Raw genomic sequence first — 16364 nt, 5'->3', positions numbered from 1 at the left:
CACATCGGAAAAAGAGAAGTTCATATGGACTCACCTCCCCTCTGGAGGGAGCCCACCCACTTAGGCGTGTTGTACATTCCAGATTATAGCATACAAGCTCCGATATTCGGGGCTTTTTCTTTTACCCATAAACCAGTACAATCCAAGTAAGAAAGTGTGGGAGGGTGCACCATGAAAGCAGCTTTATATATCCGGGTCAGTACTGAAATGCAAGCCGAAGATGGTTTTTCAGTAGAAGGACAGAAGGCGCGTTTATTTAACTTCGCTCAGTCCCAAGATTGGGAGATATACGACTTTTATATAGATGACGGATATTCTGCCAAGGATCTAAACCGTCCAGATATGCAACGATTATTAGCAGACATGGAAGAACAAAAATTCGATGTTGTTTTAGTGTACAAGCTAGACCGTCTCACTCGATCTGTAGCGGACCTTCACAAGTTACTTAAGACATTTGATCAGTATGGAGTGAAGTTTAAGTCAAGTACAGAAATATTCGAGACCACAACGGCCATGGGACGATTTTTCATTACTCTGGTTGGCGCTATGGCTGAATGGGAACGGGAAACTATATCTGAGCGCGTGCGGTTCGGCGTAGAGCAGATGGTGGTAGAAGGCAAGCGCCCTGGCGGTGTATATCCATATGGATACACGTCAGAAGGTAAACTCATCCCCGAGGAAAAAGAGCTAATCCGGGAAGTTCGAGGGTTGTACATGTCAGGAATGGGATATAAGTCGATAGCTATGAAAATGAACAGGGAAGGAAAATTGCGCCGTGGAAGTGAATGGACAGCTGCCACGGTAGCTTACACGATAGAGAACCCATTCTATGCTGGCATCATACGCTTGGGCTCAAAAACAAACAAGGGGACATACGCGAACACAAAACGGGATGAACGGGTTAAGTGCATCTACGGTGAGGGAGATCACGAAGCTGTATTCACGCGCGAAGAATATGAAGAAACGAAAAAATTCATGGAACGAAAAACACATGGCGGATACAGCAGAATCAAAACATATTGGTTTTCTGGCGTGTTACGGTGTGGACGGTGCGGCGCGGCTATGTTCGGTAAGTTGACGACAAAAAGAATGGCTGGAGGCGAAACCGTTCGTACACCATACTATATCTGTGCGAATCGACATGCAAACAGCTCCTGCGACATGCCTATATTCCGACAGGTCCACATTGAACATTTGATGATGGAATATATCATGTCCATTAGAGCAGACTCTCAACTGCTGGCTAAAGAGTCATCGGCCCTGTTAAAAGATCAGGCGAAAAAAACATCTGAAGTTGACGATGCGAAAAGAGAGTTGGCACGAATTGTGGAGCGCAAGGAAAAATGGCAATACATGTTCGTTGAAGGGTTGATATCTAAGGAAGAGGTTCGCAAACGCATTACTGAGGAAGATGAGAAAGAAAAGGAAGCTAAGAAAAAAATAGCTGCGAACGAAGTATCTCTGTCAGCGATACCGAAACTCGAAGAGTTGGCCGAGATGGAAGAGCTTTGGCCTTTGATTGATGACGAAGAGAAAAAGATGGTTGTATTTACGTTGTTCAAGAAAATTACGATCAATACACCATTAACTAATCCGAAGGGCGTAAAGAATAAATTTTTTGAAGCGAGAATTGACGAAGTTCTGTTTAATTAGATCCATATTGTATGATATGGACTTCCGTCATGTCCGGTATTCATCGCCTGCAGCATATCAAGCGCCTCGCTTCCGCGAACCTCCCCGACGATAATCCGGTTCGGCCTCATCCGCAGGGACGAACGGATCAGGTCCCGTATGGATATCTCTCCTCGTCCTTCCGTATTGGCATTTCGGGTTTCCAAGGAGACCAGATTCGGTACCGTCACAATCTTTAATTCAGCCGAATCCTCAATCGTAATCACTCTTTCATCAGGCGGTATGAACTGTGACAACGCATTTAAAAAGGTGGTTTTTCCCGATCCCGTCCCGCCGCTGATGAAAATGTTGTATTTGGCCCTGACCAGCGTGCGGAGAAAGTAGGCCGTTTCCTCGCTAAGCGCCCCCCTGCCGATCAGCTGCTCCATCGTCATCGGCGACTCGGGAAATTTGCGGATCGTCATGGTCGGGCCTTTCAGCGCAATCGGCGGCAGCACGATATTGACCCGCGATCCGTCCTTTAACCGGGCATCCACGATGGGCGAGGATTCGTTCACGACCCGGTTCACCGTACCGACGATGCTCTGGATGATGTCTTCCAGGCGGTTTTGCGATTCAAACTGAACCGGGAGGCGCTTTACTTCCCCTTCCTGCTCAATGAACACCTCTTGGTGGCTGTTGATCATAATTTCCGTAATCGAGGGGTTATCGACCAAAGGCTGCAGTACGTCCAGTCCGCGAAAAGAGTCGTACACCCTTCTCACCAGCTTTCGTTTGCCGGAAGCCGTCAATCCTTCAAGTTCCCTGCGTTCCCATACGGTTTCTTCGATATATTGCATAAGCTCGCGGTTTCCGACAGCCGCCGTAATATCCAGTCCGGCCCGTACTTCATTGCGGATGGAGGTAAAGATTTCTTCCTCATGCATAAGCGGCATCACCCGTGCTTCCCGAAGGCATAATCCTGGTCTCGCCCAGCATATCGCCGCACAGCTTCAATATTTCCCTCTGAAAAATGGGCGAGCAAAGCAGGATTTCCTCCTGCCGAACCTGCTTCCATGAAGGGATATAGGGGAGCGCGCCGTCGAAACTCATATCGCTCCGCGGCAGCGAATTGGCCAGACTGCCCGTGTAACGGTTCACGATAAACCTGCTCTTTGCCATCATGTTCCTGAATAAATCAGGGTCCTGCCGCTCCAGATCATTCAGCTGCGCCCCGCTCTTAAACATCCCGATCAAATCATCCAGCAAAATCCACCAAAGCAGATGCGACTCCGTGACCAGCGCCTGAAACCGCTCACCGGCAACCCAATCGGAATCCAGCACTATAAAATCGTATCGTCCGCTTCCGGATATGGATTGTATGAGCGTCTTCGTGTCGTCAAACGTCATTTCCATCAACTCCCCTATATGCCTGTTCGGCGCAAACACATCACATTTCAACGCCTCGCTTCTCAGGATATAAGGCTCGACGTCAGCCTCTTCACCGGTCTCCTGTACGGCCTTGAGGTCGTAGAGAAGCCTTGAAAACGGCCTCCCGCCTCTTTCAGGGCCAATCGGAAAGACCGCGCTCGAATTCACGGTCTCCAGGTTCAGATAAAACACCTTGGAACCCATCACGCCCAACTGCTTGGCCATATTGACGGCCGTCGTCGTTTTTCCGCATCCGCCCAGCGCGGAAGTGATGCCGATGATCCGGGTTCCCTCCGTCCGATCCATCTTTGCCCCGCCGCGTCTCTCCCGGACATATTGAATCCAGCTCTCCAGCAGTCGAGACAACGGTTGGTATTTGGAAACCGTCAGGCCGTCCCCTTCGGGCTTTCCTTCTCCTCCTTCGATCAGGGCAATCCACGGAAGCGACGGTTCGCCGGCGGACAGCCACGCGTTCAACAGTTCCGTGTCACCGACTACCAGGTCCGGCCTGCTGCCGCTTTCCATGAATTGCAGGAAGGCTTCAGCCCGGGTAAAGGCGGTTACCTGGACGATAACCGCATACTCGCTGCACTGAATATAATGAAGCAACGGTTCAACGTATCCCTTATCCTGAACAGCCAGTACAAGCCTGACCGGTTGCATGCCGCATCTCCTCTCTTTTGAAAACAACGCAAAAAAGCACCGTTCGAGCCGCTAAAAAGCGGACATGGAACGGTGCTTCCGTTGTTTTGTTATATTTTTACATAGAATATCATAACTTCCTATCAAACGGCAAGCCATTTTTTTTAAATCATGCTGTGCCACTTGCCAAAAAGATGAAAACCGATCATAATGAACACGGCAGGAACAAACGTTCCTGGCATAAAATCCTATCTGATATATAAAACCGTCTATCGAGATATTTATGACAACATGGACCGAATGTAGCGGAAGTTATAAATGCGTTGCCGGAAAGCGGACTCCCTGCATGATCTGCCCTTTCCGATCTAACCATACGCTCAGCAGCAGCTCCTGCAACTATCGTTTCCAAAGCATCTCAGCCGGGAGAGTGACGACATCTATGAAAAAAGCAATTTTTCCATTCCTTATTGCGGGCCTGCTGCTATTGCCAGGCTGTTCGGAACCCCCCGCAATGAAGGAGTTGACCCAATCGCATTCCGGGCAAGCGATTCAGCAGCAATCGCCTACAACCGGCAGCGGTTCTATTCAAACAGACAAATCCGATAAGCAGCATAGAACAGACTCACGGAATCAAAGCAAATCCTATCCTACGGATAACCTCGACATCGCCAAGGTTCAGGTCAAGCTCGTGAAAGCCGTGGACGGGGATACGATCAGCGTGCAGTACGAGGGAAAAACGGAAAACGTCCGCTTCCTGTTGGTGGATACTCCCGAAACCAGCCATCCCCGCCTCGGCGTGCAGCCATTCGGTCCGGAGGCAAAAGCATTCACCAAAAAAATGGTGGAAAACGCCAAAAAACTGGAGCTGGAATTCGACATCGGTCCGAACCGCGATAAATACTCCAGACTGCTCGCCTATGTTTACGCGGACGGCAAAATGGTTCAAGAAGCGCTTCTGGAACAGGGATTGGCCCGCGTTGCCTACATCTATCAACCGAATGTAAGATATGTGGATAAATTCAACGACCTGCAGAAGATCAGCCGCAGCAGATCCCTGGGCATCTGGAGCGTTGAAGACTATGCCCGGGAAGACGGATTTCATCCGGAAAAGCAGAAGGCGGACCGCGCTGCAACGACTGGCCCGAATACGGGAGCCCCCTCTTCAACCTCCCCTGGCGGATGCAGAATCAAGGGAAACATCAACGCCAAAGGAGAGAAAATCTACCATACCCCGGACTCCCCTTACTATGAAAGAACCAAGCCGGAGTCATGGTTCTGCAGCGAAGAAGAAGCCGCGGAAGCGGGCTTTCGCGCGCCGCGCTAATAACCGGCCAAAAAAAACGCCTACAAGAAACGGCGCCGGATTTCCGGCGTCGGAATCAAACACTGCTCATCCTTTCCGAACCACCGGTAACGGTTTTTGGCGACCCACCGATAAAGAAAGTCCCTTAAAAATTTCGGAAGAATAACAAAGCCGTACAAAAGCGGCCAAGGCATCGGAAGATGCCGGACGATCCTCAGCGCCGCCGCGGACCGGGTATAATAGGTTCCGTGGTCCACAACAACAACCGTGTTCGCAAGGCCTCCGTCCAATCCTCCCTTTCGGAGAATATCCTGCCCGATTTCCGACTGCTGGGAAGCGAACCGGAAGACGCCGGAAGGGTCCCTTTTAATAATAAACTTCGTGAGCCCTTGGCACAGGTGACACACGCCGTCGATCAGCACGATGATATAATCGTCCGGTCCTTTTCTTGCAGCCATACCTTTACCTCCTCCAGCCGGTCCGCTTCCCGGCACCGGCAATATGAAGCCTACAGGCAAATAGCGGGTCGTCTTCCTCATGGACGATCGCTTCTTTATATATTTAGAAAAAAGCGTGGAAGTCTCCTCCCACGCTTGGTCGTGCCATGTTCAATTATTCTGCTGCAGCTTTGCTCAGCCATTCTCCGTCTCTCATCTGCTGGTCAAAATCGGAAGAAAACTTTTCCATGCATTTGCAAATGAAATCTTTGCGACAAACCGGACATGGTGTCTTTCCCAGTCGGCTGACATTGGTCATTTTCCATTCCGGAAAACGGTTGTAGAACACGCGGCAATCTGTTCCGTCAGCCAAGTTGATAATGAACTCGTAGAGTCCTTCCTTTTCGTTGCTTCCGGCTCTAGTCACGTTGGTTATCTGCGGTCTGTATGGCATGTGCATCACCCGTTTATTTAAATTTCGTTCTTCAAACGACTTGTACTTTAAGGTACTTAGTCATATTAAAGAATTTTAAAGACGATGTCAACCGAAGAACACGTCCAGTATGGATCCCAGCTGCCCGCTTTTCTTGCCCTTCAAAATATCAGGGTTAAATACTTCCACATAGCCGCAGTTGCTGCATGACACAAACAGAAAATGATTGTGCTGAATATCAAACATTTTGCTGAGCCCGGACCCCGTCATGGAGACTTCCTTCGTTTCGCAATGGTTCCCTCCGCACTTGACGCAAACGAACCTTTCCTCGATCATATCCTCAATACGCATTTCCAATCGCCTCCCTTCTAAATCCAACCATACCCTAACATACGGACAAGGAAGCCATCACGTTACAAATTTCGACAAGAAAGACGCCATCGTCCTTTTGGGAGGCTTGATGACGTTTCTGCGAGGAATAAAAACGGACGGTCCTCCCAAAAGGCTCCGTCCGCAAGGAAAGGCAATATCCGGACCAGCGTTTGCTGTTTGGATGCCCCGTCAGATCACGTTCAGTTCCGCTTCGATATTTCCGCGGGTTGCTTTGGAATACGGACAAAAATCATGGGCCTTTTTCGCCAGATCCTCAGCTTGTTTTCGTTCGATGCCGGGCATCTGAATGTTAAGCTTCACGCCCAGCTTAAATCCGCCATCCGCCTCATCCTTCCCGATCATCACCTGCGAATGAACCACCACATCCTTTAGAACAACCCCTTCCTTACGGGCGATGTTGGCCAAGGCGCTTTCATAACAAGCCCCGTAACCCGCCGCAAACAGCTGCTCGGGATTGGTGCCTTCACCGCCGGAGCCGCCGAGCTCTTTGGGCATGGCCAACTTATGTCTCAATACCCCATCAGACGATTCCACCGAGCCGTTTCGGCCTCCCATGATTTTGACGTCGGCTGTGTACAACGGTTGCATTTCTCCATCATCTCCTCCGCAATTTATTTTCCCTACACTTTCACTTAAACGTTCGACGCAAAATGAAACCCCAAAAAACGGTTCATCATGATCATTCCACAAAAAGCTGCGCATGATGTATCCCCCATAAACAACCTTCTTTTTCATGCAAAAGAATCTCCCGCTCATGATCTCCCCCTCCTCGAGCATACACATAGATTAGTAGTCGAAAAACCTACGGTATTGGAGAGGAGCCCGTTCCTATGAGTCCTTCCGTAATCTCCCTGCTTCGCGTACCTTTGGGTCTTGGCGGCGCCCGTCCCGGTGCTGAGCTTGGGCCGAAGTCTCTAATCGATGCCGGTCTCATTCGCCAGCTGAATCACATTCACGTTCATGTCAGCGATGAAGGAAGCATCTCGATTGATTCCTCTACGGATTCGTCCGCCCCCAGGAACTCCAAGCTTAAGCATCTGGAAACGATTGCTCAGGTGAATGCCAGGCTTCGCGACAAGATTGATAGCCTCATGGAGAAATGCACCTTTCCCCTTATTCTTGGGGGAGATCATAGCATCGCCATTGGAACGATAGCGGGACTGACCAGGCATTATCAACGTCTCGGTGTCATATGGTTCGATGCGCATGGAGATCTGAATACGCCCGACACAAGCCCTTCCGGAAACATTCATGGCATGTCCCTGGCAGTCAGCCTCGATCAAGGACATCCATTGTTGACCGAACTCCGTAAAGGCTGCCATCCCCTTGACCCAGCGAAGGTGGTCATCGTGGGAGCGCGTGAATTGGACCAAGGAGAGCGCGAAATGATTAAGCGTTTGGGAATAACCTGCTTTACCATGCACGAGATTGATCGATACGGGATGGCTGCCATCATGGAAAAAACGCTTGAAATCGTCAGCGACGGTACCGACGGCGTACATTTGAGCTTTGATATTGACAGTCTCGATCCGTACGAAGCTCCCGGTACCGGGACTACGGTCAGGGGAGGAGCAACTTACCGGGAAGCCCATTTCGCCCTTGAAATGATGTTTGAAGCCAATCTCTTAACCTCTGCCGAGTTCGTCGAGGTAAATCCGCTATTGGACCATAATAAACAAACCGTTAAACTCGCGAATGAGCTGATCTGTTCAGCGCTCGGCAAGCGCATTCTTTAAGCAGCGTGTTCTAAAAGCCGCTTTTTACAATCTTTTTCTAGGAGTGATTTGATGACGGACAGCCAGTCCCTAATAAATTTTGAACAGCAGCATGGAGTCAACAACTATACGCCGCTCCCTCTTGTCATCACCCGAGCCGAGAGAGTCTGGGTTGAAGATCCGGAGGGCAACCGCTATATGGATATGCTGAGCGCTTACTCCGCTTTGAATCACGGCCATCGTCACCCGCGAATCATTCAAGCCCTTATCGAGCAAGCCGGCCGCGTCACCTTAACCTCGCGTGCCTTCCACCATGATCTAATGGGATTATTCTATAGCGCCGTATCCAAAATAACGGGCAAAAGCCGCGTCCTTCCGATGAACACGGGCGCTGAAGCCGTGGAGACGGCGATCAAAACGGCAAGGCGATGGGGCTACGAGACCAAAGGCATTCCCCAAAATCAGGCGGAAATCATCGTCTGCGAAGGCAATTTTCACGGACGAACGGTCACGGTTACCTCCTTCTCCTCTTCGGAAACGTATAAGCAAGGCTTCGGGCCATTCACCCCGGGCTTCAAAATCATTCCTTATGGAAGCATCTCGGCACTGGAGGAAGCCATTCATTCGAACACCGCAGCGCTTCTGATCGAGCCGATTCAAGGGGAATCCGGTATAGTCCTGCCTCCCCCGGGCTTCCTTAAGGAAGCCGAAAAGCTGTGCAAAAAACATCGGATCTTATTCATGGCCGATGAAATTCAGACAGGTCTCGGGCGAACGGGCCGTTTGTTCGCTTGCGACTGGGAAGATGTCGTGCCGGATGTATATATTTTGGGCAAAGCCTTGGGCGGAGGGGTCATGCCGGTATCGGCGGTTGCGGCGAGCGACGAAGTCCTTGGGGTGTTCACTCCCGGCTCTCACGGCTCGACCTTCGGCGGTAACCCTCTAGCCGCAGCCGCGGCCATAGCCGCTTTAAAGGTATTGGAGGAGGAGCAGCTGGCGCAGCGTTCTTCAGAGCTTGGCGAATACTTGATGACCCGGCTTCGTTCGATTCCGTCCCCCGTCATTCGCGAAGTGCGCGGACGCGGTCTGTTTATCGGAATCGAGTTGGCTGCAGCGGCAAGACCCTACTGCGAACGGCTGAAGGAGCTTGGATTGCTCGTGAAGGAAACCCATGAGTTTACGATTCGCCTTGCTCCCCCGCTCATCATAACGAAGGAAGAGTTGGACTGGGCGATCGAGCTCCTCAACCTTGTTCTAATGGAAGAAAACGTTTAGGCAATCAATTGAAAATAAACTTCTATAGCTAAATAAAAATAGATAAAACAAAAACCAGCCTTGATGCTCAAGACTGGTTTTTGTTTCGAAAAAGTTATGATGCGGTAGAGAGGACTCGAACCTCCACGGGTATACACCCACTACCCCCTCAAGATAGCGTGTCTGCCATTCCACCACTACCGCATATATAAGGAGACGTTCCACAAGAGAACATTCCTTATTATATAGATCTTAAACCAAAATGTAAAGTTGAAATATTTCCTAATTTCAGACCAAGCTCGTAATATCCGATGGGTGCTTCAGCCGATGTGCGGCAATCTTGACCTGATCGGGCGACGGTGCTCCCCACAAAGCTAATCCAAAATCCACGTGTGCGTCGGACGCGCATTCGGCATCATACATCGTATCCCCGATATAAATCGATCGGGCAGGATCCGCACCCGAAATTTCCAGGAATTTCAGCAGCGGTTCAGGGCATGGCTTATGCTTTTCCGTATCGTCGGCACAAACGACAACATCCAGTTGATCCATCAGGCCGAATGGAACGAAATCATCCTGCAGTTCCTGCCGGGTCTTGGAGGTCACGATTCCGGTCCGTATCCCCTTACTCTTGAGCTCAGCCAAGACTTCCCTGGTTCCTTGAAACGGATGAACGTCATCCATAAATTCCTTCATGTATTCATTCCATATCCGGCAGCCTTCCTCCGTGTCTTGAATCCCGAGTTTCAAGAGCGCATCCTTTCCGGGAATGCCAAGCGCGAAACGGAGGTTTTCGTCAACCGGAACGGTACAGCCCTTTTCGGCCAAAAATTTCTTGAGGGAACCGAGAACCGCAGCTTCGGTATCGATCAAAGTTCCGTCGACATCAAAAATGATACAATCATACATAAATCGTATCTCCTTCCTCAACCGCTGAACTTCATGCCGGTTTAAAGCACAAACCGCATTACTCAGCCCGATTATTTTTATGCTTCCTGTACTCCGTAAATTCCACGTATTCCTTAATGAATTGTTTCTCTTGGTCGGATAGGCCTTCAACCTGCACCGCTTCCCCGTCGGCCGCCTCGGTTCCGTAACCCTCGCGGATTTCCATCACGCCGGATGACGGGCTTCCTTTTCCGATAATGAGCCAATCCAGGCTCACGGAGAAAAATGCGGCAATTTCGATCAGTTTATTCGTGCTCGGCGTTGTCTTCCCTCTTTTCCAGTCTCCAAAGTTCCCCGTGCTGATTCCGAGGCTTTCGCAAAAAGCTTTTTTCGTCATTCCCCGGCTTTCAATTAGATGTTCGATTCGTTGGTATATAGACTGCATCAAGCAACCGCCTTCCCAGTGCTGTTTAAAAAAATACTTATTTACGTAATTTTTCTCTTGATATATGACGTAATTACGTGTATAATAGGGTGTATACGTCTAAATTATACCATATTTACCGTGTATCCGTAGTTTTCTTTGACCAAGTAATTAAACCGGAGGAGCGAGTAGGTTGCCGAAAATTTTCTCTCCGTCATGGAATGATGCCATTCATTACATTAAATCAGGCATGATGATCATCAGCCGGGACGGCACGATTGACCAAATTAACGAGCCCCTGAAATCGATGGCCGAAAAGCACGGCATTTCACCGGACATCATTACCCAAGGCATCTCCTTATTCGAATTGAATCCGAATGAGTTCGGAAGTTCCTCTTACAGGGTATTTTTTGAGGAAATATACTTGCCCTCTATTCGAAATATTCTTCAAGGCAGCGAGCCGGACTACATTGCGGAATACCCCATCGACTGGCGCGGAAAAACAATTTGGGTTTTATGCGAGGCCCAGCCTCTGACCTTCAATCAGGGCTCACGGATCGAGGGAGCCGTCATTTCGTTTTCGGATATTACACGATTCAAGAAAAAAGAAATCCGCTTGGAGCAGGCCCTTTCCCATACATGCACATTGCCGGGGCATGTTCCCATCTGCGCGGTTTGCAAACACGTTCACACGGATGATGCATGGGAACCCGTGGAAAGTTATTTGGAGAACCGGATGCCGATTGAATTCACGCACGACATCTGCCCTTCCTGCATAAGGCGCTTGTATCCGAGTTATTCGTCGGTTCTGGATGAAGACCATTCTTCAAGGGATGAATAACCGCATGCAATCATGCGAGATTACCGAGAAATGGCAGGATTTCCGGTTGAACAAAATAAAGCCTTAGACCGGAAACTGACCGGGCTAAGGCTTTTTGAATATACAAATATATAATTTGGCTTTCCGGCTTCCCCGACCCATCTTGAACCGTACGGAAAGGGCTAGTCGGGACATGTTCCGCGATTCTTGGCGATAAGTAAAACGTGCGAAAATAAGTTAGTCAGAACTTCACGGCACATGTCCCATTTTTATCCCGTAACATAACGAAGCAGCGGACTGATCAGTGCCGGGAGCACGGAGACATGGCCTTCGCCCTCCACTTCCAGAAAAGAATGCGGAAGCCCCCGGACGTTATCCAAAACCTGATGCAGCTTCTTGGCATCCGCGATCATGGACGGCTTTTCTCCGCTTCCCACGCAAAGCAGCAGTTCCGCACCCGGTTCCAATGATTCGAATCCGGCTTTCTTGGCGTTCAACAGCTCAAGCAGCATATGATTCTTCCACCATATGGAGGGGCTTGCCGCAATATACCGCCGAAAAGCCGCGGGACGGGTAAACAGCGCGTACAGAGTTAAAAAACCGCCAAGGGAATGTCCGAAAAATGACTGTTTGGCCCGGTTAACCGGAAAAGACCGTTCGATGGCCGGCTTTAACTCCTCTTCAATAAACGCAAGAAACGCTTCGGCTCCGCCGGTCGCCGGCCAGGCGGAACCGTTCGGCCGCGGAGGAAGCTCCGTTTCATCCGCATGTACCGTATAATCAATAAACCGTTCCTTGCTTACGATCGGATCCTCGGAATCATAACCGATGCCGACGATGAGCGCCGGAGGTATTCCATGCGGACCGCGAGACTGCAGCCGGAGCGATTCCGCCAAAGAGCCGAAAGAGGCATTGGCATCCAGAGCATACAACACGGGATACCCTTCTTCAGGCGGGGGAACGACAGGCACCGCAATGAATATGCGGTACTCGCGTCCCGTACGGCTAGACTTCATCTCCCAAGTAAGAGTCCCCGGTACGCGGTAAGCGCCCATATCGGCGTTCATGCGGTTATCCGGAACGGCAGCTTCCTTATCAAACAGCCATTTCAACGCTTCAGGAAAATGCTTTAGCATAAACAGCGCATCATGCGTTCCATCCGGGTCTATGGCCAGCTTCAGATGGCTTTCCGGATATCCTTTCTCCAGCCATAAGCGATGTGCTTCTTTTGAACAAGGAACCATATTTTTCTGAATACTCGTTTTATATATCCCTTCGCAGCTCCCGAAGGACATGTACACGCGTTGCTCCAAGTTCGGAGCTTCGTGGTTCCGTATGTAATCCATGACCCCCTCATACCAAAAGGAAGCCGACAGCAGCCCGATGCGTCCAAAGGCATCCGGCCGCCAATAGCCTGCAAACAGGGATACCAAACCGCCGAGGGAAGCGCCGATCATGGCGGTGGAATCAGCCTCCCTCAGCGTGCGGTAACGACTATCGATATACGGCTTAACCACATCCGCGAGCTCGTCCACATATGCCTTCCCACTGCCTCCGAAGGCTGGATAACCGTCCAACAGGGGATCAGCCGGCCAGGGGGTGTATTCATCGTTTCTTGAAGGAGTAACGACACCGACAAGGATGGCCTCCTCCAGGCGATTGGCAGCAAACAGATGCTCCAAGTAATTTAAACCATCGGTAAAAAGGTCTCCGCCATCCTGAACGTATGCAACCGGATAAAACCTGTTCGTGGCTTCATAGGACGGCGGCAGGTAAAGGATGACTTCTCTCTGCCCCACGACGAGCTGTTGAAATCGATTCATATGCTCCTCCTGTATAATGGATTCCCTATTTTCGCGAACGAATAAAGAGAAAAATAAAATAAGGCACTCCAATCATGGAAATGACGATGCCGACGGCCAGCTCGGCCGGGGCAAACACGGTTTTGCCGATAAAATCGCCGATCAGCACCATAACCATACCGACCACTCCGCTGACGGGGATGATATGTTTATGTTTCAAGCCCACGAGCTGTCTGGCCATGTGGGGAGCGATCAATCCGACAAAACCGATGCTGCCGGAAACGGCAACGCTGGCGCTGACCAGTCCGACGCTGCACAGCAGAAAAATATTTTTTTCGCGTTCCACCCGTACGCCGAGACCTGTCTGGCTGTCCCCGCTCAGCTGGAACAGATCCAGCACGTGAGCCCGCATCCAAATGACGGGCGGAAGCAGAACGAGCCAAGGAAGCATCGTGGCCACGAACTTCCAGTTCGCGCTGTGAAGGCTTCCGGACAGCCAAACGACGGCCATCTCGTAATCTTTCGGATTCATCTTCAGGGAAGCATACATCGTTACGGCTCCGAATCCCGAAGCGATGGCAATGCCGACAAGGATAAGCCGCTGCGGGTCAAGCCGCCCGCCCTGACGGGCAAACATGTAGATGACGGTTACGGCGGCCATGCCTCCTGCCACCCCAAACAACGGCATCATCATTACCCCAAGCCATCCGGAAGCCGTAACGGTGCCTTGAAACAATAACATGAACAAGACCACCGCCATGCCGGCCCCGGCATTAATGCCCAAAATTCCGGGGTCCGCCAGCCCGTTCCGGGTGACGCCTTGAATCACCGCGCCGGCCATGCCCAACGCCAAGCCGACAAGGGCTCCGAGTACGATGCGGGGAAGCCTGAAATCAAACACCACCAGTGTAAAATCCGGCCGGGGATCGATGCGCAGCAGCGTTTTCAGGACCTCCCAAACAGACATATCGAAGGTCCCGTTCGTTAAACTGAGATACGCCGCAGCGGCTGCCAAAGCAATCCCGACCGCCATAACGGCCCATACCCGGGCATTCGAGGATTTAAGCACGATGGTCTCCTCCTCTCGTTTTGATCAGATACAAGAAGAAGGGAACACCGATTAAAGCCGTAACTACCCCTACAGGCGTTTCAAAGGGATAATTGACAAAACGGGCGGCAATATCGCAGAGCGCCAAAAAAAACGCCCCCAAGCGCCCCGGACACCGGAATGATCCAGCGGTAATCCGAGCCCGACAAAAACCTCGCGATATGCGGTATGACCAGCCCGACAAAGGCGATTTTACCGGCCAGCGCTACCGATACGCCCGTCAATATGACCACGGACAGAATCGCCAATGCTTTGGTAAGGCCGACCCGCAGACCTAGCCCCTTGGCAGTCTCCTCCCCAAGAGAAAGAGCCGATACCGATTTGGATATGCACAGGGCCAGCGTCAAGCCTACTACAGCAAACGGGATGCTTAACTTGATCAATTCGGGATCCATCCGGTGCAGCCTGGCGTTATACCAGAAGCTTATGTTTTGGGACACCTGAAAATAAGTCGCGATGGCGTCTGCAGCTCCGCTTAAAAAGGTTCCGATGATCGTTCCCAATATGGCCAGCCTGACGGGGCTCAGGCCGTTCGGAATGCACCAGGCAAGCCCGAAAACGATGGCTGCGCCGATCGCGGAGCCGATCATGGAGCTGGCGATGTAAAGGTTCGGATTGCCGTTCGGCATAAAGACCATAAAGAGCGTCACCGCCAGAACGGAGCCGTCCGATACGCCCATGATGGATGGAGAAGCCAGGTAATTCCGGGTCATCCCCTGCATCAAGGCTCCCGAAACGGCGAGAAAAACGCCGATGAGCATCGCCCCGATCACACGCGGCAGCCTTGACGATATAATAATTTGATGATCCACGTTATCGGCATCAAAGGCAAAAACAGAATCCCATATCACTTGTGCCGAAATGTTTTTCGCTCCGTATAAAATCGAAGCCATAATGACCAATACAACGGCTGCCGGCGCTATCGCAAGGATAACCGCCGGCAGCGAACGTTTAAACGACATATTCAACACGCCTTATACTGAACTATTTTGCAAGCCGGGTTACTGCGGCTTTCAAGAACTCGATTTTACTGTAGGCCGTCCCGCCTTGGGCGAGCGGATCAACCGCATTAACAAACACGTTGCCGTTTTTGAATGCATCCAGGTTTTTGATGATCGGATCGTTTTGGAATTGTTCCAGCGCATCCGGCGTTTCCTTGTTTTCATCCGGCGAGAATTGGATAAACAGGTAGTCCGGATTCATCTCCGCGAATTTTTCTTTCGAGACCAATTCCTGGGCCTTAGCTGCATTCACTTCCTCCGGAGCGGCTAAACCGAGATCCTCATATAAAACGGGATTGAAAAAGACGGCTGCCGGATAGATATACAATTCTCCCCCCCGGATTCGCACGGCAACCACTTTTTTATCTTTTAGGGAATCGCCGATTTGAGTTTGGGCCGCTTCAAGATCGGATTTGTATTTCGCGATCTCCTTTTCCGCCTGTTCCTGCTTGCCGCTCAGCTCTCCGAGCAGTCTCAAATTGCTCTCCCAATTGGAAGAAATATGGGAATAAGGTATGGTCGGCGCGATTTTATTCAACTGCTCCACCACTTCCGGCTTAAACTTCGAGGAACCTAAGATCACGTCCGGTTTCAGGGCCAGTATGGTTTCGAAATTAGGCTCGGTCTTTTCCCCTACGGACTGGGCATTCTTCGTAATGCTTTGGAACATCTCCGGGAATTGTCCTGCAACCGTAATGGCTCCCACAGGATTGACATCCAGCACGATCGCGTCTTCCATCGCCTCGACGGCGCCGGTAATGACGATCCGCTCCGTTTGGGACGGCAGGGTATATTCCTGATCAAGGTATTTCACCACTTTTGTACCGGTCTCGGACCCAGACCCTGATCCTGCATCTTGTCCGCTCGGTGCATCTGTTGCAACCGCCGTTTGGGGTGCCCCCTTTTCAGCGGCATTGCCCTGCTTATTTTCTTTTCCGCAAGCGGATAACATCATGGCAACCACGATGAGTAAGCCCAGCATCAACTTCATTCTTTTCATCTTTTTCTGACTTCTCCCTTCGATCCAATCTATAATTGATAATGATTATCATTATTGATAGTAAAGGAGAACCGGGTCATGCGCCATGGACAATCATCCGAT

Annotated in this window: 15 protein-coding genes, 1 tRNA gene and 2 pseudogenes; 5 read left to right on the top strand and 13 right to left on the bottom strand. The window is 50.7% G+C overall.

The window, feature by feature from the left end:
- The first annotated feature begins 171 nt into the window (after positions 1-171).
- Positions 172-1653: a recombinase family protein gene (locus tag XI25_RS29390; RefSeq protein ID WP_052759796.1), complete on the top strand. Its 1482-nt coding sequence runs from the start codon at positions 172-174 to the stop codon at positions 1651-1653.
- A 20-nt stretch (positions 1654-1673) separates the two neighbouring features.
- Here XI25_RS29390 and XI25_RS29385 read toward each other — a convergent pair.
- Together XI25_RS29385 and XI25_RS29380 are read right to left on the bottom strand one after the other, a co-directional pair.
- Positions 1674-2558: pseudogene (locus XI25_RS29385) on the bottom strand (CpaF family protein); the annotation flags it as partial.
- A complete protein-coding gene (locus tag XI25_RS29380) occupies positions 2551-3705 on the bottom strand; it encodes an AAA family ATPase (protein ID WP_046681359.1) in 1155 nt (384 codons plus the stop codon). The pseudogene XI25_RS29385 and the gene XI25_RS29380, both read right to left, overlap by 8 nt.
- 418 nt (positions 3706-4123) lie before the next feature.
- Here XI25_RS29380 and XI25_RS29375 point away from each other — a divergent pair, with 418 nt between their 5' ends.
- Positions 4124-5008: a thermonuclease family protein gene (locus XI25_RS29375; protein WP_046681358.1), complete on the top strand. Its 885-nt coding sequence runs from the start codon at positions 4124-4126 to the stop codon at positions 5006-5008.
- Between the two features lie 20 nt (positions 5009-5028).
- Here XI25_RS29375 and XI25_RS29370 read toward each other — a convergent pair whose 3' ends face one another.
- From XI25_RS29370 to XI25_RS29355, 4 genes are all read right to left on the bottom strand, one after another.
- Positions 5029-5445 (bottom strand): thiol-disulfide oxidoreductase DCC family protein, encoded by a 417-nt coding sequence (locus tag XI25_RS29370; protein ID WP_046681357.1) that lies wholly within the window; start codon positions 5443-5445, stop codon positions 5029-5031.
- A 154-nt stretch (positions 5446-5599) separates the two neighbouring features.
- Positions 5600-5878 carry a hypothetical protein gene (locus XI25_RS29365; protein WP_046681356.1) on the bottom strand — a complete coding sequence of 93 codons (279 nt, stop codon included), beginning with the start codon at positions 5876-5878 and terminating at the stop codon, positions 5600-5602.
- An 87-nt stretch (positions 5879-5965) separates the two neighbouring features.
- Complete coding sequence (locus tag XI25_RS29360) at positions 5966-6208, bottom strand: zinc ribbon domain-containing protein (protein WP_046681355.1); 243 nt, start codon at positions 6206-6208, stop codon at positions 5966-5968.
- 210 nt (positions 6209-6418) lie between these two features.
- Positions 6419-6838: an organic hydroperoxide resistance protein gene (locus XI25_RS29355; protein WP_046681471.1), complete on the bottom strand. Its 420-nt coding sequence runs from the start codon at positions 6836-6838 to the stop codon at positions 6419-6421.
- A 242-nt stretch (positions 6839-7080) separates the two neighbouring features.
- Here XI25_RS29355 and rocF point away from each other — a divergent pair, with 242 nt between their 5' ends.
- Together rocF and XI25_RS29345 are read left to right on the top strand one after the other, a co-directional pair.
- The gene (rocF, locus tag XI25_RS29350; protein ID WP_046681354.1) at positions 7081-7986 is read left to right on the top strand and encodes an arginase; all 906 of its coding nucleotides are present in this window, start codon (positions 7081-7083) and stop codon (positions 7984-7986) included.
- Positions 7987-8037: 51 nt separating this feature from the next.
- Positions 8038-9240 carry an ornithine--oxo-acid transaminase gene (locus XI25_RS29345; RefSeq protein ID WP_046681353.1) on the top strand — a complete coding sequence of 401 codons (1203 nt, stop codon included), beginning with the start codon at positions 8038-8040 and terminating at the stop codon, positions 9238-9240.
- A gap of 100 nt (positions 9241-9340) precedes the next feature.
- Here the strand turns inward: XI25_RS29345 and XI25_RS29340 are convergent.
- The 3 genes from XI25_RS29340 to XI25_RS29330 form a co-directional block, all read right to left on the bottom strand.
- Positions 9341-9423, bottom strand: a tRNA-Leu gene (locus tag XI25_RS29340).
- A gap of 84 nt (positions 9424-9507) precedes the next feature.
- The gene (locus XI25_RS29335) at positions 9508-10128 is read right to left on the bottom strand and encodes an HAD family hydrolase (RefSeq protein WP_046681352.1); all 621 of its coding nucleotides are present in this window, start codon (positions 10126-10128) and stop codon (positions 9508-9510) included.
- Between the two features lie 58 nt (positions 10129-10186).
- Positions 10187-10552: a helix-turn-helix domain-containing protein gene (locus XI25_RS29330; protein ID WP_046681351.1), complete on the bottom strand. Its 366-nt coding sequence runs from the start codon at positions 10550-10552 to the stop codon at positions 10187-10189.
- A 172-nt stretch (positions 10553-10724) separates the two neighbouring features.
- Here XI25_RS29330 and XI25_RS29325 point away from each other — a divergent pair, with 172 nt between their 5' ends.
- Positions 10725-11372: a PAS domain-containing protein gene (locus tag XI25_RS29325; protein WP_235440495.1), complete on the top strand. Its 648-nt coding sequence runs from the start codon at positions 10725-10727 to the stop codon at positions 11370-11372.
- A gap of 248 nt (positions 11373-11620) precedes the next feature.
- On the opposite strand, the gene XI25_RS29320 is transcribed toward XI25_RS29325, so the two are convergent.
- The 4 genes and pseudogenes from XI25_RS29320 to XI25_RS29305 form a co-directional block, all read right to left on the bottom strand.
- Positions 11621-13174, bottom strand: coding sequence for an alpha/beta hydrolase (locus XI25_RS29320; RefSeq protein WP_046681350.1), 1554 nt, complete (start codon positions 13172-13174; stop codon positions 11621-11623).
- Between the two features lie 25 nt (positions 13175-13199).
- Positions 13200-14222, bottom strand: coding sequence for a FecCD family ABC transporter permease (locus tag XI25_RS29315; protein WP_046681349.1), 1023 nt, complete (start codon positions 14220-14222; stop codon positions 13200-13202).
- A pseudogene (locus tag XI25_RS29310) lies at positions 14215-15223 on the bottom strand (FecCD family ABC transporter permease). The gene XI25_RS29315 and the pseudogene XI25_RS29310 overlap by 8 nt, the downstream one beginning before the upstream one ends.
- Before the next feature lie 22 nt (positions 15224-15245).
- Entirely contained in the window at positions 15246-16262 is a 1017-nt protein-coding gene (locus XI25_RS29305; RefSeq protein ID WP_046681348.1) for an iron-hydroxamate ABC transporter substrate-binding protein, read from the bottom strand.
- Positions 16263-16364 lie beyond the last annotated feature (102 nt).

Origin of the sequence: Paenibacillus sp. DMB20, from assembly GCF_000987955.1 — a bacterium.
Classification (GTDB): domain Bacteria; phylum Bacillota; class Bacilli; order Paenibacillales; family Paenibacillaceae; genus Paenibacillus_AQ.
Note: the sequence above shows the minus strand (reverse complement) of the source record. Positions and strands in the feature narration are given on the sequence as shown.

What these genes read in the sequence shown, in the direction of transcription:
- XI25_RS29390 (WP_052759796.1), top strand. Translation starts at nt 172, where the DNA reads ATGAAAGCAGCTTTATATATCCGGGTCAGTACTGAAATGCAAGCCGAA.
- XI25_RS29380 (WP_046681359.1), bottom strand. Translation starts at nt 3,705, where the DNA reads ATGCAACCGGTCAGGCTTGTACTGGCTGTTCAGGATAAGGGATACGTT.
- XI25_RS29375 (WP_046681358.1), top strand. Translation starts at nt 4,124, where the DNA reads ATGAAAAAAGCAATTTTTCCATTCCTTATTGCGGGCCTGCTGCTATTG.
- XI25_RS29370 (WP_046681357.1), bottom strand. Translation starts at nt 5,445, where the DNA reads ATGGCTGCAAGAAAAGGACCGGACGATTATATCATCGTGCTGATCGAC.
- XI25_RS29365 (WP_046681356.1), bottom strand. Translation starts at nt 5,878, where the DNA reads ATGCCATACAGACCGCAGATAACCAACGTGACTAGAGCCGGAAGCAAC.
- XI25_RS29360 (WP_046681355.1), bottom strand. Translation starts at nt 6,208, where the DNA reads ATGCGTATTGAGGATATGATCGAGGAAAGGTTCGTTTGCGTCAAGTGC.
- XI25_RS29355 (WP_046681471.1), bottom strand. Translation starts at nt 6,838, where the DNA reads ATGCAACCGTTGTACACAGCCGACGTCAAAATCATGGGAGGCCGAAAC.
- rocF (WP_046681354.1), top strand. Translation starts at nt 7,081, where the DNA reads ATGAGTCCTTCCGTAATCTCCCTGCTTCGCGTACCTTTGGGTCTTGGC.
- XI25_RS29345 (WP_046681353.1), top strand. Translation starts at nt 8,038, where the DNA reads ATGACGGACAGCCAGTCCCTAATAAATTTTGAACAGCAGCATGGAGTC.
- XI25_RS29335 (WP_046681352.1), bottom strand. Translation starts at nt 10,128, where the DNA reads ATGTATGATTGTATCATTTTTGATGTCGACGGAACTTTGATCGATACC.
- XI25_RS29330 (WP_046681351.1), bottom strand. Translation starts at nt 10,552, where the DNA reads ATGCAGTCTATATACCAACGAATCGAACATCTAATTGAAAGCCGGGGA.
- XI25_RS29320 (WP_046681350.1), bottom strand. Translation starts at nt 13,174, where the DNA reads ATGAATCGATTTCAACAGCTCGTCGTGGGGCAGAGAGAAGTCATCCTT.
- XI25_RS29305 (WP_046681348.1), bottom strand. Translation starts at nt 16,262, where the DNA reads ATGAAAAGAATGAAGTTGATGCTGGGCTTACTCATCGTGGTTGCCATG.